Below are 18,658 nucleotides of genomic sequence, written 5' to 3'. Positions count from 1 at the left end.
AATAAGCTATTGAATAATAATACTAATATTTTAAAAAGAAGATTCAAGAAATATTTGGAATTGATTTTTTGTGCTTATAACTTCATTATGATCAAGTTTAGATTCAATAAAAATTATTCTGCTTTGTTTAAGATCCTCAGTATTAAAATCATCAGATTTAATAATTTTAAAATCAATATTCCAGCCTTCAAGACATGTAACTAAATTTTGCGATTCTGATTTAGTGCCGCCTTGATCTGTATAAATATTGATAAATTTTCCGTTAAAATTATCAATCCAAAATGTAAACTTTTCTGTATCCGCATACAAAGCATCAAATAAAATTACATTTTTAATTTTGTTTGTAAGTCCGCCGTTTAATAAAATATAGGCTATTATTCTATAGGCTCCGCTGTGACCGGATAAAGTAATTTTTCCGGTATTAATTTGAGTTTTAAAAATTTCTCCAAGTTTTACATTTACTTCATTTACCAAATCTGTAAATCGATTTTTCTCTTCGAGTTTTCCTCCAAAAGAATCGGGTGAATTTTTCGGTCCTTCAGGAAAAACAAACACAGCGTTTTTCTTACTGTTGTAAAACTGTTCAATCAAATTGAATTGAACCAAGGCGGAATCAATGTTATTATACCATCCATGAAAGTAAAATACATAATCAACAGAATCATTCGGTTTGAAATATTTTGGAATGAAAATTAAAACAGTAGAATCCTGATAATGTTCTTCGTTTGAATAGAATTTATTATTATATGTATGTCCATCCGCTCTTAATTTACTTGGGAAAGGCGAATTATTAAATTCAAATCTGCAAATTGAGCCGAATTTTGTTTGAACAGTGTTTTGTGGGTAAATTGTAAAATGAAAAACAAAAAGAATAAAAAATATAATTTTATTCATTATTTGCTGCTTAACGTTTTAAAGGCAATTGCAAAAAGTTGAATTTGTTTTAACATTGATCCTAAACCATTTTTTCGTGTTGGAGAAAGATGTTTATCGATTCCAATTTCATTCAAAAAATTCGGCGGTGATGAAAGAATATCTTCTGGGTTTTGGTTTGAATAAACTTTAATTAACAATGCAACTAAACCTTTAACTATCATCGCATCGCTATCACCGAATATTATCATTCTGTCGTCTTCAAGTTTTGCATGCATCCAAACTTGCGATTGACAGCCGGATATTTTGTTTTTATCAATTTTAATTTCCGGATCTAATTCACCAAGTTCTTTACCCATTTTTATAAGCAAAGAATATTTATCTTCCCATTCTGTAAATTCGGAAAATTCTTCAACCAATTTATTTTGTTCATTAATTACAGACATTTTAGATTCTCTTTATTCAATTCCTAAAGTTAACTAAGAAGTTAAATTAAATAAACTGGAAAAATATTTTTGTACGATTTGAAATTAATATTAAAAATCAATTATTGCCGTATTTTTTTATAATTTGCTCAACAACAAATGCTGCATCACGCCCAACTCCACCAACAAGTCCTGAGGTTAAACCAAATTGAAACAACATGCCTACAAAATATAATCCATTAATTTTATTCGAAATTCCTCTTTGAGCATCTGGCCATCCAGATTTATCAATTGCATCTAAGTTTAGCCAAGAAAAATCAGGTTTATAACCAGTTGACCATACAATTGATGAAACTGATATAACTTCACCATTTTGCAATTTTGGCAAACCATCTTGCACTCCAATTACTCGAGGAAGTGGTTTAACCCCGGCAGATTTTAATTCGTTAAAAGAAACTCTAATTAATGGTGCACCTTCTTTTAAGATTTTACCCTTAACTTTTTTTCCTATCGGTGTATTAGTAGTTAAAATATTACTTATAAACCACCAATAAGCTCCTCCCGCATAACGAAAAATTGGATCGGGAATGTGCGGAGTTGGTTTTCCAGAAATGAATGTTTCTCTGCTTTTTGAAAGTTCAATTGCTATTTCAACACCAGATGTACCTGCTCCAACAACAAGTGTTTTTCCATTTGGAAGTGATTGAGGGTTTTTATATTGAGAAGAATGAATTTGAAAAATATCCTTATTCAAGTTTTGAGTAAACTCTGGAATTTTTCCAATTTGATTTGTACCAGTTGCAATTACTAAATTTTTAGCTATTATCATCCCATTGGATGTAACTATCTCAAAATCATCTGTTATTTTACTAATTTCAAATATTTCTGTATTAAATTTGACCAAAAGTGAAAATTCTTTAACATATTTTTCCAAATAATCTGCCATTTCATCCTTGGTAGGAAAGCTATCTTTTGGCATTGAAAATTTTAAACCAGGAAGTCCATCATATTGTGAAGGTGTGAAAAGCTGTAAACTATCCCATCTTTTACGCCAAGAATCTCCTATTTTACTGCATTTATCAATAATAATAAAATCAATATTCTTTTTTGATAAATAATATCCTGTAGCTAAACCTGCTTGACCAGCACCAATAATGACAGTATTCCATTTATTTTTTTCAATGTTGTTTAACATGTTTTCATTCCTTCTATTTTCAAATTTTTAATTAATTATATAATTAAAGTTTGGGGTTTTGAAAAAGTAGAAGTTGAAAAATGAAATCCAACCTTTAATTTAAAGATTATATCATTTTACAATGATTTGTAAGAATGAGATTAGTCAATTTGACAATAAATTAATCATAAAACAAATAAAAAGATATAATATATTTTTATTGATATTTTATTTTCTATTGGAATGACGATTTTGAAGATTAGAAATAATTTCCGAAAATTCAACTTTTTGATCGGCCAGCATTACAAACAAATGAAAAAATAAATCTGAAACTTCGTTAATTAATTCCGCTTTGTCATTATTCTTTGCCGCAATAACCGTTTCAATTGCTTCTTCACCAACTTTCTGAATTATTCTGTTTGAGCCTTTCTGAAATAACTTTGTTGTATATGAATTTTCCGGCATTTTTACTTTTCGATCTTTGATAAGCTCAAATAAGTAACTTAAAAATTGAACGTTATTTTTATCTACATTGGAAAAACATGAATACGATCCGGTGTGGCAAGTAGGTCCTTCAGGTTTTGCGTAAATCAGCAATGTATCATTATCGCAATCGGAATTTATAGAAACTAAGTTTAAGTAATTTCCGGAAGTTTCACCCTTAAGCCAAAGCCTATTTTTTGTTCTGCTGAAGAAAACAACTTTTTGCTTTTCAATTGTATGGGTCAATGATTCCTTATTCATATATCCCAGCATTAAAACTTGATCGGTAGTTATATCAATAATAATCGCAGGAACTAATCCGTTTTGCTTTTCAAAATCAATTTTTTCAATGTCTATCATATTAACCTTTTAAATAAATGCAAATTAAAAATTACGCGAATAATATTTACAGTCTTACATTGACTTTGTTTTGGAATAGATATTTTTTTAATTCAATAATTTCCAATTCCTTATAATGAAACAAACTTGCGGCAAGACAAGCGTCGACATTTGCATATTTAAATGCTTCCAGAAAATGCTCTTTTGTTCCCGCGCCGCCGGACGCAATTATCGGGATAGTTAAATTTTCCGACAAATACTTGAGTAATTCAATATCATAACCGGATTTTGTGCCGTCTTTATTCATTGATGTAAGCAATATTTCTCCGGCTCCAAGTTCTTCAGCTTTTTTACACCAAGAAATTGTTTCTAATTCAGTTTCTTCGGTTCCGCCTTTAATGTAAACTTTGTGAATATCTCCAATTGTTCTTGAATCAATTGCCGCAACTATAGCTTGACTTCCAAAACTTTTTGAAGCGTCGGAAATTAAATTTGGATTTTTTACAATTGAAGAATTTAACGAAACTTTATCAGCTCCGGCGTTAAGTAATTTTTCAATATCTTCAATTTTAGAAATTCCTCCGCCAACCGTAAATGGAATTCTAATTACCTTTGATACTTCTTCAACCAATTCAGCTAATGTTTTTCTTCGTTCCAAAGTTGCGGTAATATCTAAAAATACCAATTCATCCGCGCCTTCTTCATAATATCTTTCAGCAAGTTCAACTGCTGAACCTGCTTCGCGTAAGTTTACGAAGTTTGTTCCCTTAACAACAATTCCGTCCTTTATATCTAAACAAGGAATAATTCTTTTACAAAGCAAGTTTTGCCAGCTCCTCTAAATTTATTTTATTTTCATAAATTGCTTTGCCAATTACAACGCCGCGCAATGGCAAATATTTTAATTGCAAAATTTCATGAATGCTGCTTACTCCGCCCGAAGCCGTTAATTTAATATTCGGATATTTTTCAGCTACGGATTTATATAAATTGTAGCTTGGTCCGGTCAGCATTCCGTCGACGGCAATATCGGTACAAAGAAAATTATCTATTTTTAATTTACTGCAGTATTCAATATGATCAAACAAATGTATATTAGAGTTTTCTGTCCAACCCTTTATTCTAATTTGATAATCTAAAACATCTGCCGCAATAATAATTTTAGATGGCTCAATTTTATCAAAAATTGATTCGAATTCATTTTTATTCGTAATTGATAATGATCCTATTATTATTCCCTCAACACCAATATTGTAAAGATCAATTACGTCATTTAACGATCTAATTCCACCGCCGAATTCAATTTTCAATTTAGTTGTTTTTTTAATTTCTTCAATTATTTTTATCGTCTCAATTTTTCCATCTTTTGAACCGGAAAGATCAACAACATGAAGCCATTCGAAACCAAATTCGTTATAAATTTTTGCCTGTTCAATTGGATCAATATTATAATTTACAACTGAATTATATTCTCCTTTGGAAAGTCTTACAACTTTTCCGTCAATAATATCGATTGCAGGTATAATTAACATAATTACTTTTCTTTCATTAAAATTACATCATGCTATATTAAAAATAGCAATGACAATAAATTGTTTTATTATTTTTTTACAACTATATAAAATTTAAAATCAGCATAATTCAACAAAATTTTTTAGAACTTGAAGTCCGACTTTCCCGGATTTTTCGGGATGAAATTGAACACCGTAAAAATTATGTTTATTAATTGCCGAACTAAAAATTATATCATAATTAGTGGAAGCTATTGTATATTCTGAAATTGGTACAAAATACGAATTGGCAAAATAAAAATTTTCGCCGCTTTTAACATCTGTAAAAAGTTTATTTGTAGTTTTATATTCAACCATGTTCCAACCCATATGAGGAACTTTTACTTTTGAGGAATCAAATTGCTTAACAACTAATTTAACAATATCCAAACATTTTGTGTTTCGTTCTTCTGAAAAAGTAGCCATTAATTGCATTCCAAGACAAATTCCCAAAAGCGGTTTGTTTGTTGATTTAATTGTTTCTACAATATTCATTTCATTTAATTTATTCATTGCAGAAGCAGCTTCGCCAACGCCGGGAAAAATAATTTTATCCGCAGCATTTATTTCATTACTTTTATTTGTGATTTTATATTCCGTTTTAAGATCATCCAATGCATTTGCGACGGATTTTAAATTACCGGCGCCATAATCAATTAATGCTATCATATAATACCTTTTGTTGAAGGAATTCTTCCTTTGTTTCTTTCATCAAGTCTGCATGCTTCATTTAGTGCTTTGGCAAATGATTTAAAAATCGCTTCAATTTTATGATGATCGTTTTGCCCTTTCACTTTAATAAAAATATTTGCTTTTAATCCGCTTGCCAACCCCCTGAAAAATTCTTCTGTTAATTCCGTGGGAAATTCTCCAACCAATTCTCTTTCAAATTTAGCTTTAAATTTCAAATAAAATCTCCCGCCTAAATCGATAACGCATAACGCAATCGATTCATCCATTGGGACATAAAATCCATATCGCTGAATTCCTTTTTTATCACCTAATGCTTTTAACAAAACCTCACCTAAAGTAATTCCGACATCTTCAACCGTATGATGTTCATCTACATGCAAATCGCCGTCAACGTGAATATCCAAATCAACGTTCGCGTGTTTGGCTATTTGCTCAAGCATATGATCAAAAAATCCTATTCCGGTATTGATGTTGGATTCACCGCTTCCGTCTAAATTTACAGATATTTTTATTTTAGTTTCCTTTGTTGATCTAATCGATTCAGCTTTGCGTTTAAGTTCATTTCCGTTCATAATATTTCTTTAAGCTTTTTAATAAATGTTTTATTTTCTTTTGGAGTTCCAATTGATACGCGAAGACAATCATCTAAATTTAATTGGTTGCTTCTATTTCTTATAATTACACCTTTTGCAGCTAACTTATTATAAATATCCGTCGCATTTTTAATTTTGAACAAAATAAAGTTTGCGTCGCTCGGGTATATTTTTTGAATTTGTTTAATACTTTTTAATTCACTTACGATTTTTTCTTTTTCCGAATTAAGTTTTTCAACAAATTGGGTTTTTCGTTTTACATTTTGCAATGAATTTAGAATAGCATTTGCGGTTAATTTATTTAGATTGTAAGGGGCTTTAATTTTAAATAATAATTTTGTTATAAACACATCGGCTATTGAATATCCGCATCTAATTCCCGCCAAACCCCAAGCTTTACTGAATGTTCGGGTAATTACTAAATTCGGATATTTCTTCAGTTCCTTTAAAAATGATTTCGTTTCGTTAAAATCAATATAAGCTTCGTCTATAACAACAATTCCATTAAAGTTATTTAATATTTGAATTACATTTTTTTTACTTAGAGAATTTGCCGTTGGGTTATTAGGCGAACATAAAAAAATCATTTTTGTATTTTTTTTAACCGCCGATAATGTAGAATTAACATCAACTTGAAAATTTTTGTTAAGCGGAACAGTAATTGTTTCAACCTCATTAATATCACAAGCAACTTGATACATTCCGTATGTCGGTTCAGGAATTATAACTGAATCTTTTTTAGGTTCACAAAAAATTCGTATTAACAAATCAATAATTTCATCGGAACCAACGCCAAAAAATAACTTATCCGGCGATACATTTAAATATTTTGATAATTTTTCCCTTAACTTATTTTGCGCCGGATCCGGATAACGATTTAATTGTAGATTGTAATCATCTTTTATTACACTGCCCAAACTATTTTCATTTGCGTCGAGTAATATTCCTTCTAAGAAAGAATCTCTCGCTGAAGTATATGGTTTTAATTTAAGAATATTTTTTCTAACTAATTTTTCAATCATTTTATTAACCTAATTTTAACCGCGTTTGCATGAGCTTGCAGCTTTTCAGTATTAGCTAATTCAATAACGGATTTAGAAATATTAAACAATCCTTCCTTACTTAATTGCTGAAAAGTTATTCCTTTCATAAATTGTTCTACTGAAACACCGCCTATTGATTTTGCATAACCGTAAGTAGGCAGTGAATGATTTGTTCCCGACGCATAATCCCCAACACTTTCGGGTGAATATTGTCCGACAAACACAGAGCCCGCATTTCGTATTTTTGATAATTTTGATTTAACATTTATAAAATTTAGAATTAGATGTTCAGGAGCGTAAGAATTACTAAACTCAATCGCGTCATCAATTTTATCAAAAACAATTATAAATGAATTATCCAAAGAACCTTTAACAAATTCCTTTCGTTCAAGATTTTCTGTTTGGACTTTTATTTCCTGCGCGACTTTTCTGCTTAAATGAATACTTGTTGTACACAATATAACTTGCGAATCATTTCCGTGTTCAGCTTGTGAGAGCAAATCCGAAGCTATAAATTTTGGATCGGCAGAATCATCAGCGATTACTAATAACTCACTTGGTCCGGCTATCATATCAATCGCGCAGCCATTTGGATCAATACTTACTAAAGCTTTTGCCGCTGCTACAAATTGATTTCCCGGTCCGAATATTTTATCAACTTTTGATATTTCCTCTGTTCCATAAGCCATTAAACCAATTGCTTGAGCTCCTCCGACTTTATAAATATCCTTGATACCCAATAATTTTGCCACATATAAAACTTCGGGAGTCATATTTTTTTTTGTAGGTGAGCACACAATTATTTTCTTACAACCGGCTATTTTCGCGGGAATTGCCAACATCATTAAAGTTGATGGTAAAATTGCCGTTCCGCCTGGAATGTATAATCCGACATTTTCAATAGCTTTAAATTCTCTTGAGCATTTTATTCCTCGCATTGTTTCAATGGAATAATTTTTTGGCAATTGTTCTTTGTGGAATTTAGTTATATTTTTTACCGCGACTCTAATTGCTTTTTTATAATCGTTTGTTACATTTTTTTCACTATTATTTATTTCATTTTCAGTTACTTTAATTTGATTACTTGAAAACCCATCAAATTTTTTTGCGTATTGAACAACACTTTTAATTCCGTTTTTCTTTATATCAGCTAAAATAGGCTGAACTATTTGATATGTTTTAGTCATATCAATTGACGGACGTTGTAGAATTGAACTTTTATTTTTTTTGCTAAGTTTGCTGAAAATTATTGTTTTCATTTTCAAAAATTGCTTCGTTCGTTGATTATTATATATTTAAGAAAACACCGATATATTTGAATTTAAATTTTTGTAAAAAGTAATCCCAAAACATTTATAGAATTATGTTTTCAATCGGTAATTATAAAATTCCGGAAGCTCCGGCATCTTTTAATTGTTCGTTAATTTCCCAAAACTTATCTTCCTTTATTACAGCATGTACAGCATAAAGTCCTTCATCCGAAAGCGGTAAAATTGTCGGGCTTTTTAACGAAGGAATTATTTGAATTATTTTATTCAAAGAATCTTTAGGCACATTCATCATTATATATTTTGAATTTCTCGCGTTCAGCGACGATTCAATTCTTACAAGAAGTTTGTTAAAAATATTATTGATTTCTATATCGTTTTCTAATTTTTTACTTTTGATTAAAACGGCTTGAGAATCCAAAACTTTGAAGGATTTTTTTAATTTGTTCAACTTCAATGTATTGCCGGTTGAAACCAAATCGCAAATATAATCCGCAACTCCAAGCGTAGGAGCAATTTCAACTGAGCCGCTGATTTGAATAACTTTTGCGCTAATTTTATTTTCTTTAAGGTAATTATTCAAAATATTGGGATATGAGGTTGCTATTGTTTTATTTTCAAGTTCAGATGTACTTTTTAAGTCTAATTTTTCCGGTATTCCCATTGACAAAGTACATTTACCAAAGCCGAGTTTTTTTACAAGTTCTACATTTAACCCTTTTTCAAGCAAAACATTTTCCCCGACAATTCCCACGTGAGCGACATTATCTTGAACATATTCCGGAATATCATCATCTCTTAGAAAAAGAATATCCAAGTTAAAATTTGAAGCGGTTACAAATAATCTGTCTTGAAAATTTTCAATATCAATGCCGCAGCTTTTTAAAAGCTGCATTGATTTTTCATGTAGTCTGCCTTTTTTTTGAACAGCTAATTTTAAATTTTCCGCCATAATTTCCTCTAATAACAAAAAACCCCAACTTCTGTCGGGGTTCTTTAATTAAATATTTTTCATTTTATTTAAATTTCACCGACACTAATTAAATTTAGGCAATGGTGATGATGAAATATTTTTGTTAAGTTCTTCATAATTGGCGTAAAAATAGTTATAATAAAATTAAAATCAACTTACTATCTTTAAGAAAAAAATATATAAATACATAAATGTAAATTTATTCATAAAAGTGTATTTATTAAAATTTACTTAAAAAATAAGGAAGCATGTTTCGCCATGTTGGCCAATCATGTTTAACGTCAAATCCCCATAAATCCAACCAATGCTGAATATTTTTTGAGTTAAGAATATTAGATAACCTGATTGAAGAACTTGGATCTTCGAACTCTCCTTGTCCGGATGCAATTATGATTCCCAAATTATTCCTCATTTGATTCAAATAATTTTCATCAAAAGAGTTGGGCAGAAAATCTATTGGCGAATTAAAATACACATGATCATCATAATAACCTTTTGCATAATATTTCAGATCATAAACACCGCTCATCGCAATAGTTCCTCTGAAAACCGATGGTGATCTAAAAAAAGTATTTGCGGCGTGATAAGCGCCAAGTGAAGCACCGGTTGTTATTATTGGTACAATGCTGCTACAATTATTATAAATAAAAGGCACAACTTCTTCAATTATGTATTGATTATATTGCCCGTGCCGTAATGATTTGTGAGGAGGATAAATAGAATTATTCAGCCATGATTCGTTATTGATGCTATTGATTGAAAAAACCTTAAATTTGCCTTCGTTAATAAACCACGAAATTGAATCAATTAATTGAAATCTTTCATATTCTAAAAAATCAGCTCCCGCAGTTGGAAACATTAACAATGGAGTTCCGTAATGACCGTAAACCGCAATTTCCATATCTTTAAACAAACTTGGACTATACCATTTATGGATTTCTCTTTTCATATACATTAGCCTTAATTAAACAAAAACAAATTTATTTTTTCCAAAATGAAAATTCAACTATTAAAAATAGTGTATAAAATTATTTCATTACTAAACTTTTCGAAATTTTATAAGTATATTTTCAAAAATAATTTCAATTTAAATGAGGTAGCAATGAAAATAAAAATACTTTTTACACTAATAATTATTTCTGTCAGTTTAGCTGGCTGCTTTACTTCAAGCATTAAAGGAAGCGGAAATTCTGTAACCGAGGAAAGAAAAATTGATTACGTTAGCAAAATTGAAGTTAACGGAAATTTTAATATCGAAATTACCAGCGGTGAAGTTTCATCATTAAAAATTGACGCGGAAGATAATATAATTCCAATAATTGAAACAAAAGTTGAAGATGAAAAATTAACTATTAAACTGAAAGAAAAAATTACCAATCTTCGCGAAATTAATATTAAAATTTCAGTACATGACCTTGTTGAATTAGATTCAGAAGGCAAAAGTTATATTAATGTTAAAGGATTAAACACAGATGAACTTGAACTTTCCGGCGATGGCGAAGGAGAAATTTCAATTGAAGGAAAAGCAGATTATTTAAAAGTTACTTTGGAAGGTGACGGTAAACTTTTAGCTAAAGATTTGCAGACCAAAAGTGCCACAGTAAATATTTACGGAGAAGCTAAAGCCGAAATAAACGCAAGAAAGTCACTGAAAGCAAAAGTAAAAGGTGAGGGCTCGATTGATTATTATGGAAACCCGGAAGATATTTCAATCGATACATCAAAAGGCGGTTCAGTAAACAAAAAGTAAATTTTAAATAACTATTGTCATTTCAATTTTGCGTATTTTCAAAGTTTGAAATGACATTTTTATTTTTAAAAGCATGAATAAATTTGAATTAGTATCTTCTTATAAACCATCTGGTGATCAGCCGGAAGCAATAAAGCAGTTGACCGAAGGAATTATTTCCGGAGAAAAACATCAAGTATTGCTTGGTGTTACCGGAAGTGGAAAAACTTACACAATTTCAAATGTTATTGCTAATATTAACAGACCGACATTAATTATTTCACACAATAAAACATTAGCCGCACAGTTATATTCCGAATTTAAGTCGTTCTTTCCCAACAATGCGGTTGAATTTTTTATTAGTTATTATGATTATTATCAGCCGGAAGCTTATGTAGTTAAACGCGATTTATATATTGAAAAGGATTTTTCCGTCAACGAAGAAATCGATCGTTTAAGATTGAAAGCCACAACTTCATTAATAGAAGGCAGAAATGATGTAATAATCATTGCAAGTGTAAGCTGCATTTATGGTATTGGCGCGCCTGACCAATATGCACAGCAAATTGTATTTTTGCGAAAAGGCGAAACAATTGAACGTAAGAAACTTTTACGCTCACTCATTGATATTTATTACACTAGAAATGATATAGAATTTACAAGAGGTACTTTTAGAGCAAGAGGAGATATTGTTGAAATTATACCTGCCTACCAATATGAAGAAGCAATAAGGATAGAATTTTGGGATGATGAAATTGAAAAGATTTCTTTGATTGACGCGATTACAGGTGATTTTATCAAAGAAGTTGATTCTGTTCCAATATATCCTGCTAAATACTTTGTCACCACAAAAAGTCAAGTTAACAGTGCAATTCTAACAATTGAAGATGAACTTAAAGAAAGACTAAAGTACTATTGGTCTGAAGAAAAATATCTTGAAGCTCAAAGAATTGAACAGCGAACACGTTATGATATTGAAATGATGAGAGAAATAGGATATTGTGCCGGAATTGAAAATTATTCGCGCCACATGGATGGAAGACCTCCGGGTTCACGACCGTCTTGTTTGTTTGATTATTTTCCCAAAGATTATCTCTTAATCATTGATGAATCTCACGTTACAATTCCTCAAATTAGGGGCATGTATTTGGGCGATAGATCAAGAAAAGAAACATTGGTTGAACATGGTTTCAGGCTCCCATCGGCATTGGACAACCGCCCTTTAAAATTTGAAGAATACGACAAACTGACCAATCAAATTGTTTATATAAGCGCAACGCCCGGAGATTATGAATTAATAAAAACCGGAGGGGCTTACGTTGAACAAATTATTCGACCAACAGGTTTGTTAGATCCCGAAATTGAAATTCGTCCAATAAAAGGTCAAATTGATGATCTAATTGGAGAGATTCGCTCAAGATCAAAGTCCGGTGAACGAGTGTTAGTTACAACACTTACAAAAAAAATGGCTGAAGATTTAACAGATTATTTGGATAAAATTAATATAAAAGTCCGTTATATTCACAGCGATATTGATGCTTTGGAAAGAGTAGAGATTATCAGAGATTTGAGAATAGGAGATTTTGACGTTTTAGTAGGTGTAAATTTACTTAGAGAAGGTTTGGATCTTCCCGAAGTTTCACTTGTTGCAATTATTGATGCCGATAAAGAAGGATTCTTAAGAAGTGAGCGCTCGTTAATGCAAACTGCCGGCAGAACTGCGAGAAATGTTAACGGAAAAGTAATTATGTATGCCGACGTTATAACTAACTCAATGGCAAAAACAATTAATGAGACAAACAGAAGAAGAAAACTTCAGCTTGAGTATAACAAAGAAAATAACATTACTCCCAAAACAATTTATAAAAGTCGTGAGGAAATTCTAAATTCAACCTCAATAGCGGAATTACGTAAAAAAGATAATGATAAAGACGCCGTTTTTACAAAAGTCGCCGAACCAGTTTTACGATACATGACCAATGAACAAAAAGAGGATTTGATTTCTCAACTTGAAGAGGAAATGATAAATGCGGCAAAAGATTTAGAATTTGAAAAAGCTGCTTCTTTGAGAGATGAAATTGAGAAATTAAGAAAAATGATAAAATAGAAAACTAAAACTGCAAATTATATTTCGTTAATAATTCATCCGCTAAATTCATATATGCCTCAGAAGCTCTGGATTTTGGCAACAATAAAATAAGTGGTTTTTTCCTAAAAGTAGCATTCAGCATATTTACATCTTTCGGTATAGAAATATTTAACATCATGCTCGGAAATCTTTTATACAATTCTGTTTTTATCTTAAACGCTGCTTTTATATTATTTTCGTAAGCTGTTAAAAATATGCCGTCAATTTTCAAATTATTATTATATAATGTTCTAACATAGTCAACTCTTCTTGTTAATGTCTTTATCGCATCCAAAGAATATTCATCTGTTCTAATGGGGGCAAGAACTGAATCCGATGCAATTAATGCTAGTGAAGTTGTACCAAATAAATAAGGAGGACAATCAAAAATTATGAAATCATAATTTTCTCTAATACTATTAATAATATTTCGCAGCAAATAATTATTTGCTAACAATCTATTTTGCCTTCCTTCTTCAATAGAATTTAATTTCATTTGAGGAATGCAAAAAAGTTTTTCCATTTCTGTAGGATGAATTACTTTATCAATAGTCTTTGAATAGCTGAAAACATCAAACACATCTCCAAAAATATTTTCTTCATTAAAACCTAAAGATAAAGAACAAGATGCTGTTGGATCAAGGTCAATTAAAAGAGTATTATAATCTCTTTTTGATAATGCAATAGCTAGATTTACAGCAGAAGTCGTTTTCCCAACACCCCCTTTTGGAAGAATGACAGAAATTACTTTACTCAAAAAATTTATCCCCTAAACCAAATAAGAATCTAATCAAATTACTTGTACAATTAGTATACTAAATTTTCGAATAAAATGTTATGACGCTAATCAATATTTATATTTCAAATAATGAAATAATTATTTCAAGGAATCAGATTAGTTAAAATCACACCTTAAGTATTTTTTACAAATTTTCTGCATAGCAGTATTTGCAGAATTAAAAGCCCATATTATTGAACCGCCTTTTTGTCCCGCGCTAAGATCTCCAATTAAAAATAAACCGGCAATATTTGTTTCATAACCTTCTTTTAGTATTGGGTCAGGTCCGTTAAACTCAATACCAATTGTTTTAAGAAAATTTTCCGGTGTGCTTCCGCCTAATGCATAAACTATGTAATCAAATTTTTCACTTCCAATTATTTCTTCGTTGAAATTTGCAACCGGTTTATTATCATCAGCAGTAATTGAATTTATATTTGAATTTAAAAGTAAGTTGACTCTTTTATTTTCAGCAAGAGTTAATAAACTTTGCTTATTAATGTCGTTCATACGTGAAAATTCGTTTTTCCTATAACTTAAATAAACCTCATTATTTTCAATTTCATCTGATAAAAATTGACAATATTCTGAAGCTGAATCACCGCCTCCAACAACTAATACTTTGGAATTTTTTATTTCAAAAGTTGTCAAATCAAAAAGCACTTTTTCTTTAAGTTCGACTGGAATTTTATACTCGGGTTTATTTGGTTTTCCTAAAATTCCCACGGCAATTGCAACTACTCTTGATTCGTAAATATTTTTATCTGTATAAATTTTAAATGACCCGTCACTTTCAATTTTATCTATTTTATATACTGATTCATTATAGTGCACATTTAATTCATTATCATTAATAGCCATATCCAAATATGATATAGTTTCATGTTTTGAAGAATCTGTTAAACACATTACGCCAGTGCAAACCGGAGTAAATCCTTTATAATTTGCCGTAACTAATTTTTTATCGGGATAATATTTCTTAATGGTAAATGAATGCTCGGCAGACTTTTCAATAATTAAAATTTTCTCTTTTGATACTCCGAAATTACGCGCTTCCGCACCAAGGCTAATTCCGCCAGGTCCAGCTCCGATAATAAGTATTTCAAACATTATGTTTCCTTTTTTCCAATATAAGATGAATGATTTATCTCAAAGATTCTATCAAAAATAGAATCATTTTTTAAGCATATAATTTTAAAATTATTATTTAGAGGTTTGTTTTTAAACTCGATATATTACAGTAACTTTCTTGCTGATTTAATTTTTCATATAAGTGGTCGAAAATTACACATTTAATTAATAAACACATGCGACATTTGATAATTATTTTATGAAAAAACAACATTCAATCATTACTTTTTACATTTTATTGTTTACAATAAATATTTCTGGTCAATATGATTCACTTTATCACAACGAAATTTGGAGAAATTATTTAGTTCATCTGCCCGCAAATTATGATCAAAATGCAAATATAAAATATCCGTTAGTTTTAGTTCTCCATGGCGGTTTTGGAAATGCATATAATATTGAAGAACAATCTCAATTCAGCAGCAAATCCGATACGGCAAAAGTACCATTTATAGTTGTTTATCCGGAAGGTGTTAAAAGTCCATTAAATATTTCAACTTGGAATGCTGGCGGTTGCTGCGGTTATGCGGCAAGTTCAAATGTAGACGACGTTGGGTTTATCTCGGCATTATTAGATACAATTGAGCAAAAATATTTGATTGATGTAAACAGAATTTATGCAAGCGGGATGTCAAATGGCGGAATGATGACTTATCGATTGGCTGCCGAGCTAAACTATAGATTTGCCGCTGTGGCACCTGTTGCTTCCGTAATGGTTAATGAAAATAAATTCGAACCGAATAATGCAATCCCGATTATTCATTTTCATTCATTTTTAGATAATAATGTTCCAATTGATGGCGGTCTAGGCGATGGATTCGCAAACTATACTTATCCTCCTCTGGATTCAATTTTAAATATTTGGGCAAATTTAAATTCGTGCTCAATTTTTGACACTGTTTTTAATGATAACGAAAAATATCTGCATGAAACATGGACGAATTGCAGAGATAAAAATAATATAGTATTATATGTAACTTATGACGGCGGACATTCTTGGCCGGGCGGGACAGTTCCGCGAATCGGCGGTGATCAGGTTTCTAAACAAATAAATGCGACAGATTTAATTTGGGATTTTTTTCAGCAGCATTCGAGAGAAAATACAACCAAAACAAATTTTTCTGAAACGTTAATTTCGGAATTTGAACTTTATCAAAATTATCCGAACCCTTTTAATCCGGTTACAAATATTGAGTACAAAATTCCCTATCTTAAAAACCGTAGATATAATTCAAATTCAATACGAATTATAGTTTATGACATTTTAGGAAATGAGGTTCAAACATTAGTCAATGAAACTAGTGAACCTCAAAAATACAAAATTCAATTCGATGCTTCAAACCTTGCAAGCGGAATTTATTTTTACCGATTATATTTCAACAATTTAACTAAAACAAAAGTAATGACAGTTATAAAGTAGAGATTTGAAGAATCAAATCTCTACTAAATAATTTTAATAAAGATCCGCAATTGATAAATATCTTTCACCCGTGTCGTAATTGAAACCCAATATTGTACTTCCATTCGGAATTTCGGGTAATTTTTTATTTATCGCGGCTAAAGTAGCGCCGGAAGAAATTCCGCCGAATAAACCTTCAAATTTTGCCGCTTTTTGCGCAAATAAAAAGGCTTCTTCTTTTTCTACTTGAATTACACCGTCTAACAAATTTGTATATAAATTTTTTGGAATGAAACCTGCTCCGATTCCTTGTATTGGATGAGGTCCTGGCTTTCCGCCGCTTATTACCGGAGATAATACAGGCTCAACGGCAAGAACTTTCAGATTAGGAAATTTACTTTTCAATGCTTTCGCAACTCCCGAAATGTGTCCTCCGGTTCCAACTCCTGTAATTAAATAATCAATTCCTTCGGGAAAATCATTAAATATTTCAGCGGCAGTAGTTTTAAAATGAATATCCACATTTGAAGGATTTTCAAACTGCTGCGGAATCCATGCATTTGAATTTGAGCTGACAATTTCTTTTGCTTTTTCAATTGCACCGTTCATTCCTTTTTCTTTTGGAGTAAGCTCAAATTTGGCACCATACGCGGACATTATTTTTCGTCTTTCAATACTCATTGATTCAGGCATTACCAAAATTAATTCATAACCTTTTACTGCAGCTACCATCGCCAAACCAATGCCGGTATTGCCTGAAGTCGGTTCAACAATAACACTTCCTTTTTTTAAGATTCCTTTTTGTTCGGCGTCTTCAATCATTGCTAATGCAATTCTATCTTTTATGCTACCGCCTGGATTAGCTCTTTCAAGCTTTATCCAAACATTTGTTTTGTCTCCAAATAATTTATTTATTTTCAAATGTGGAGTGTTGCCAATTGTTTGTAAAATATTATTGACTTTCATTTTTATTCCTTTCGTTTTTTGTATTAAATAATAAACTCCAAAGGTTCCGGTTCGTTTGATTTTCTTAGACGAATTTCACTTTTATGATAAACTATTGAATTTTCAGGAACACTTTCCGTGAGCCAAGCGTTTCCTCCAATAATGCTGTTCTTTCCAATTACTGTATTACCTCCAAGAATTACCGCCTGAGCATAAATTATTACATTATCACAAATTGTTGGATGTCTTTTTGTCTGCGCTAATTTTTTATCAACGCTTAATGCGCCTAAAGTAACACCTTGATAAATTTTAACATTATTCCCTATTTTACAGGTTTCACCAATTACTATTCCAGTACCATGATCAATAAAAAAAGAATGTCCGATTTTTGCTCCCGGGTGAATATCGATTCCGGTTTCTTGGTGTGCATATTCCGTTAAAATTCGTGGCAGTATTGGTACATTTAAATCAAACAAAACATGAGCGAATCTAAAAATCGCAATTGCCTTAAAACCCGGATATGCTAATATTACTTCGTCAACACTATGCGCGGCAGGATCGCCTTCGTATATTGCTTGTGCGTCATTCCAAAGTTCGGAATTTATATTTTCAATTTTACCAAAGAAATCATTGCTTATTTTGTCAATTGTTTTATCTTCGTTATTGTTCAAAAGTTTAAGTAGGAATTTTAAATTTCGTTTCAGCAAAATTAATTTACTCTTTATATCTTCTTCCGAATAATAAATATCCGCAGTTAAATGCGGGAACAGCAATTGCATTAGATCATTTATAAATTTCTGTGCTTCAGCTTTTATTGGCTTAATGAATTTATGATCTTTTCTTACTTCAATTAAAGTTTTAGATAAATTATTTAAATTAGTTTCCATTAACAGACAGCCTCCAATTATTCAAATGAATAATTATTTGGATTAAAAAATTATTTTAAAATTTTTAGAATGTGTATTTTGAGCATCAACAGATGCAGGTGGAATGGTATCCGAGAGCTAAATTTGTATTTTTGCTAAAAGGTAATATATGATTTGATTTTTTCATTACCGAATTATATATAATAAAATACTCGATGTCAACTTATAAAATTTTATTAATGTAAAGAATAAAAAACGAGTAAAATTA

Annotated in this window: 19 protein-coding genes; 3 read left to right on the top strand and 16 right to left on the bottom strand. The window is 30.7% G+C overall.

Going from position 1 to position 18,658, the window contains the following annotated elements; translation table 11 throughout:
• Nucleotides 1-30 precede the first annotated feature (30 nt).
• The 12 genes from IPK06_00205 to IPK06_00150 form a co-directional block, all read right to left on the bottom strand.
• Nucleotides 31-894, bottom strand: a complete 864-nt coding sequence (locus tag IPK06_00205) for a hypothetical protein (protein MBK7978443.1) — start codon at nucleotides 892-894, stop codon at nucleotides 31-33.
• Nucleotides 894-1,319 (bottom strand): SufE family protein, encoded by a 426-nt coding sequence (locus tag IPK06_00200; protein ID MBK7978442.1) that lies wholly within the window; start codon nucleotides 1,317-1,319, stop codon nucleotides 894-896. The genes IPK06_00205 and IPK06_00200 overlap by 1 nt, the downstream gene beginning before the upstream one ends.
• A 97-nt stretch (nucleotides 1,320-1,416) precedes the next feature.
• On the bottom strand, nucleotides 1,417-2,493 hold the full coding sequence (locus IPK06_00195; protein MBK7978441.1) for an NAD(P)-binding domain-containing protein: 1,077 nt from the start codon (nucleotides 2,491-2,493) through the stop codon (nucleotides 1,417-1,419).
• 207 nt (nucleotides 2,494-2,700) lie between these two features.
• Nucleotides 2,701-3,315 (bottom strand): bifunctional phosphoribosyl-AMP cyclohydrolase/phosphoribosyl-ATP diphosphatase HisIE, encoded by a 615-nt coding sequence (locus tag IPK06_00190; protein ID MBK7978440.1) that lies wholly within the window; start codon nucleotides 3,313-3,315, stop codon nucleotides 2,701-2,703.
• Nucleotides 3,316-3,361: 46 nt separating this feature from the next.
• A complete protein-coding gene (hisF, locus tag IPK06_00185; GenBank protein MBK7978439.1) occupies nucleotides 3,362-4,117 on the bottom strand; it encodes an imidazole glycerol phosphate synthase subunit HisF in 756 nt (251 codons plus the stop codon).
• Nucleotides 4,107-4,826 carry a 1-(5-phosphoribosyl)-5-[(5-phosphoribosylamino)methylideneamino]imidazole-4-carboxamide isomerase gene (hisA, locus tag IPK06_00180; protein MBK7978438.1) on the bottom strand — a complete coding sequence of 240 codons (720 nt, stop codon included), beginning with the start codon at nucleotides 4,824-4,826 and terminating at the stop codon, nucleotides 4,107-4,109. Before hisA ends, hisF begins: the two co-directional genes overlap by 11 nt.
• 99 nt (nucleotides 4,827-4,925) lie before the next feature.
• Complete coding sequence (hisH, locus tag IPK06_00175) at nucleotides 4,926-5,513, bottom strand: imidazole glycerol phosphate synthase subunit HisH (protein ID MBK7978437.1); 588 nt, start codon at nucleotides 5,511-5,513, stop codon at nucleotides 4,926-4,928.
• Nucleotides 5,510-6,109: an imidazoleglycerol-phosphate dehydratase HisB gene (hisB, locus tag IPK06_00170; GenBank protein MBK7978436.1), complete on the bottom strand. Its 600-nt coding sequence runs from the start codon at nucleotides 6,107-6,109 to the stop codon at nucleotides 5,510-5,512. Before hisB ends, hisH begins: the two co-directional genes overlap by 4 nt.
• Nucleotides 6,106-7,152: a histidinol-phosphate transaminase gene (gene hisC / locus IPK06_00165; GenBank protein MBK7978435.1), complete on the bottom strand. Its 1,047-nt coding sequence runs from the start codon at nucleotides 7,150-7,152 to the stop codon at nucleotides 6,106-6,108. The genes hisB and hisC overlap by 4 nt, the downstream gene beginning before the upstream one ends.
• A complete protein-coding gene (gene hisD, locus IPK06_00160) occupies nucleotides 7,149-8,432 on the bottom strand; it encodes a histidinol dehydrogenase (GenBank protein ID MBK7978434.1) in 1,284 nt (427 codons plus the stop codon). Before hisD ends, hisC begins: the two co-directional genes overlap by 4 nt.
• Before the next feature lie 121 nt (nucleotides 8,433-8,553).
• Nucleotides 8,554-9,393 (bottom strand): ATP phosphoribosyltransferase, encoded by an 840-nt coding sequence (locus IPK06_00155; GenBank protein MBK7978433.1) that lies wholly within the window; start codon nucleotides 9,391-9,393, stop codon nucleotides 8,554-8,556.
• Nucleotides 9,394-9,634: 241 nt separating this feature from the next.
• Complete coding sequence (locus IPK06_00150; protein ID MBK7978432.1) at nucleotides 9,635-10,363, bottom strand: esterase family protein; 729 nt, start codon at nucleotides 10,361-10,363, stop codon at nucleotides 9,635-9,637.
• Nucleotides 10,364-10,516: 153 nt separating this feature from the next.
• Between IPK06_00150 and IPK06_00145 the strand changes: the two genes are divergently transcribed.
• Both IPK06_00145 and uvrB read left to right on the top strand, forming a co-directional pair.
• Nucleotides 10,517-11,164, top strand: a complete 648-nt coding sequence (locus IPK06_00145; protein ID MBK7978431.1) for a DUF2807 domain-containing protein — start codon at nucleotides 10,517-10,519, stop codon at nucleotides 11,162-11,164.
• Nucleotides 11,165-11,237: 73 nt separating this feature from the next.
• Complete coding sequence (gene uvrB / locus IPK06_00140; GenBank protein ID MBK7978430.1) at nucleotides 11,238-13,250, top strand: excinuclease ABC subunit UvrB; 2,013 nt, start codon at nucleotides 11,238-11,240, stop codon at nucleotides 13,248-13,250.
• 4 nt (nucleotides 13,251-13,254) lie between these two features.
• On the opposite strand, the gene IPK06_00135 is transcribed toward uvrB, so the two are convergent.
• Both IPK06_00135 and IPK06_00130 read right to left on the bottom strand, forming a co-directional pair.
• Nucleotides 13,255-14,028 carry a ParA family protein gene (locus IPK06_00135; GenBank protein MBK7978429.1) on the bottom strand — a complete coding sequence of 258 codons (774 nt, stop codon included), beginning with the start codon at nucleotides 14,026-14,028 and terminating at the stop codon, nucleotides 13,255-13,257.
• A 138-nt stretch (nucleotides 14,029-14,166) separates the two neighbouring features.
• Nucleotides 14,167-15,159: an NAD(P)-binding domain-containing protein gene (locus IPK06_00130; protein ID MBK7978428.1), complete on the bottom strand. Its 993-nt coding sequence runs from the start codon at nucleotides 15,157-15,159 to the stop codon at nucleotides 14,167-14,169.
• A 220-nt stretch (nucleotides 15,160-15,379) separates the two neighbouring features.
• Here IPK06_00130 and IPK06_00125 point away from each other — a divergent pair, with 220 nt between their 5' ends.
• A complete protein-coding gene (locus IPK06_00125) occupies nucleotides 15,380-16,600 on the top strand; it encodes a T9SS type A sorting domain-containing protein (GenBank protein MBK7978427.1) in 1,221 nt (406 codons plus the stop codon).
• Between the two features lie 33 nt (nucleotides 16,601-16,633).
• Here the strand turns inward: IPK06_00125 and cysK are convergent, their stop codons facing one another.
• On the bottom strand, nucleotides 16,634-17,545 hold the full coding sequence (gene cysK, locus IPK06_00120; protein MBK7978426.1) for a cysteine synthase A: 912 nt from the start codon (nucleotides 17,543-17,545) through the stop codon (nucleotides 16,634-16,636).
• A gap of 23 nt (nucleotides 17,546-17,568) precedes the next feature.
• Nucleotides 17,569-18,411 (bottom strand): serine acetyltransferase, encoded by an 843-nt coding sequence (locus IPK06_00115; GenBank protein MBK7978425.1) that lies wholly within the window; start codon nucleotides 18,409-18,411, stop codon nucleotides 17,569-17,571.
• Nucleotides 18,412-18,658 lie beyond the last annotated feature (247 nt).

The organism is Ignavibacteriota bacterium (assembly GCA_016713565.1).
GTDB lineage: Bacteria > Bacteroidota > Ignavibacteria > Ignavibacteriales > Melioribacteraceae.
This window is presented reverse-complemented; position numbering and strand designations above follow the sequence as displayed.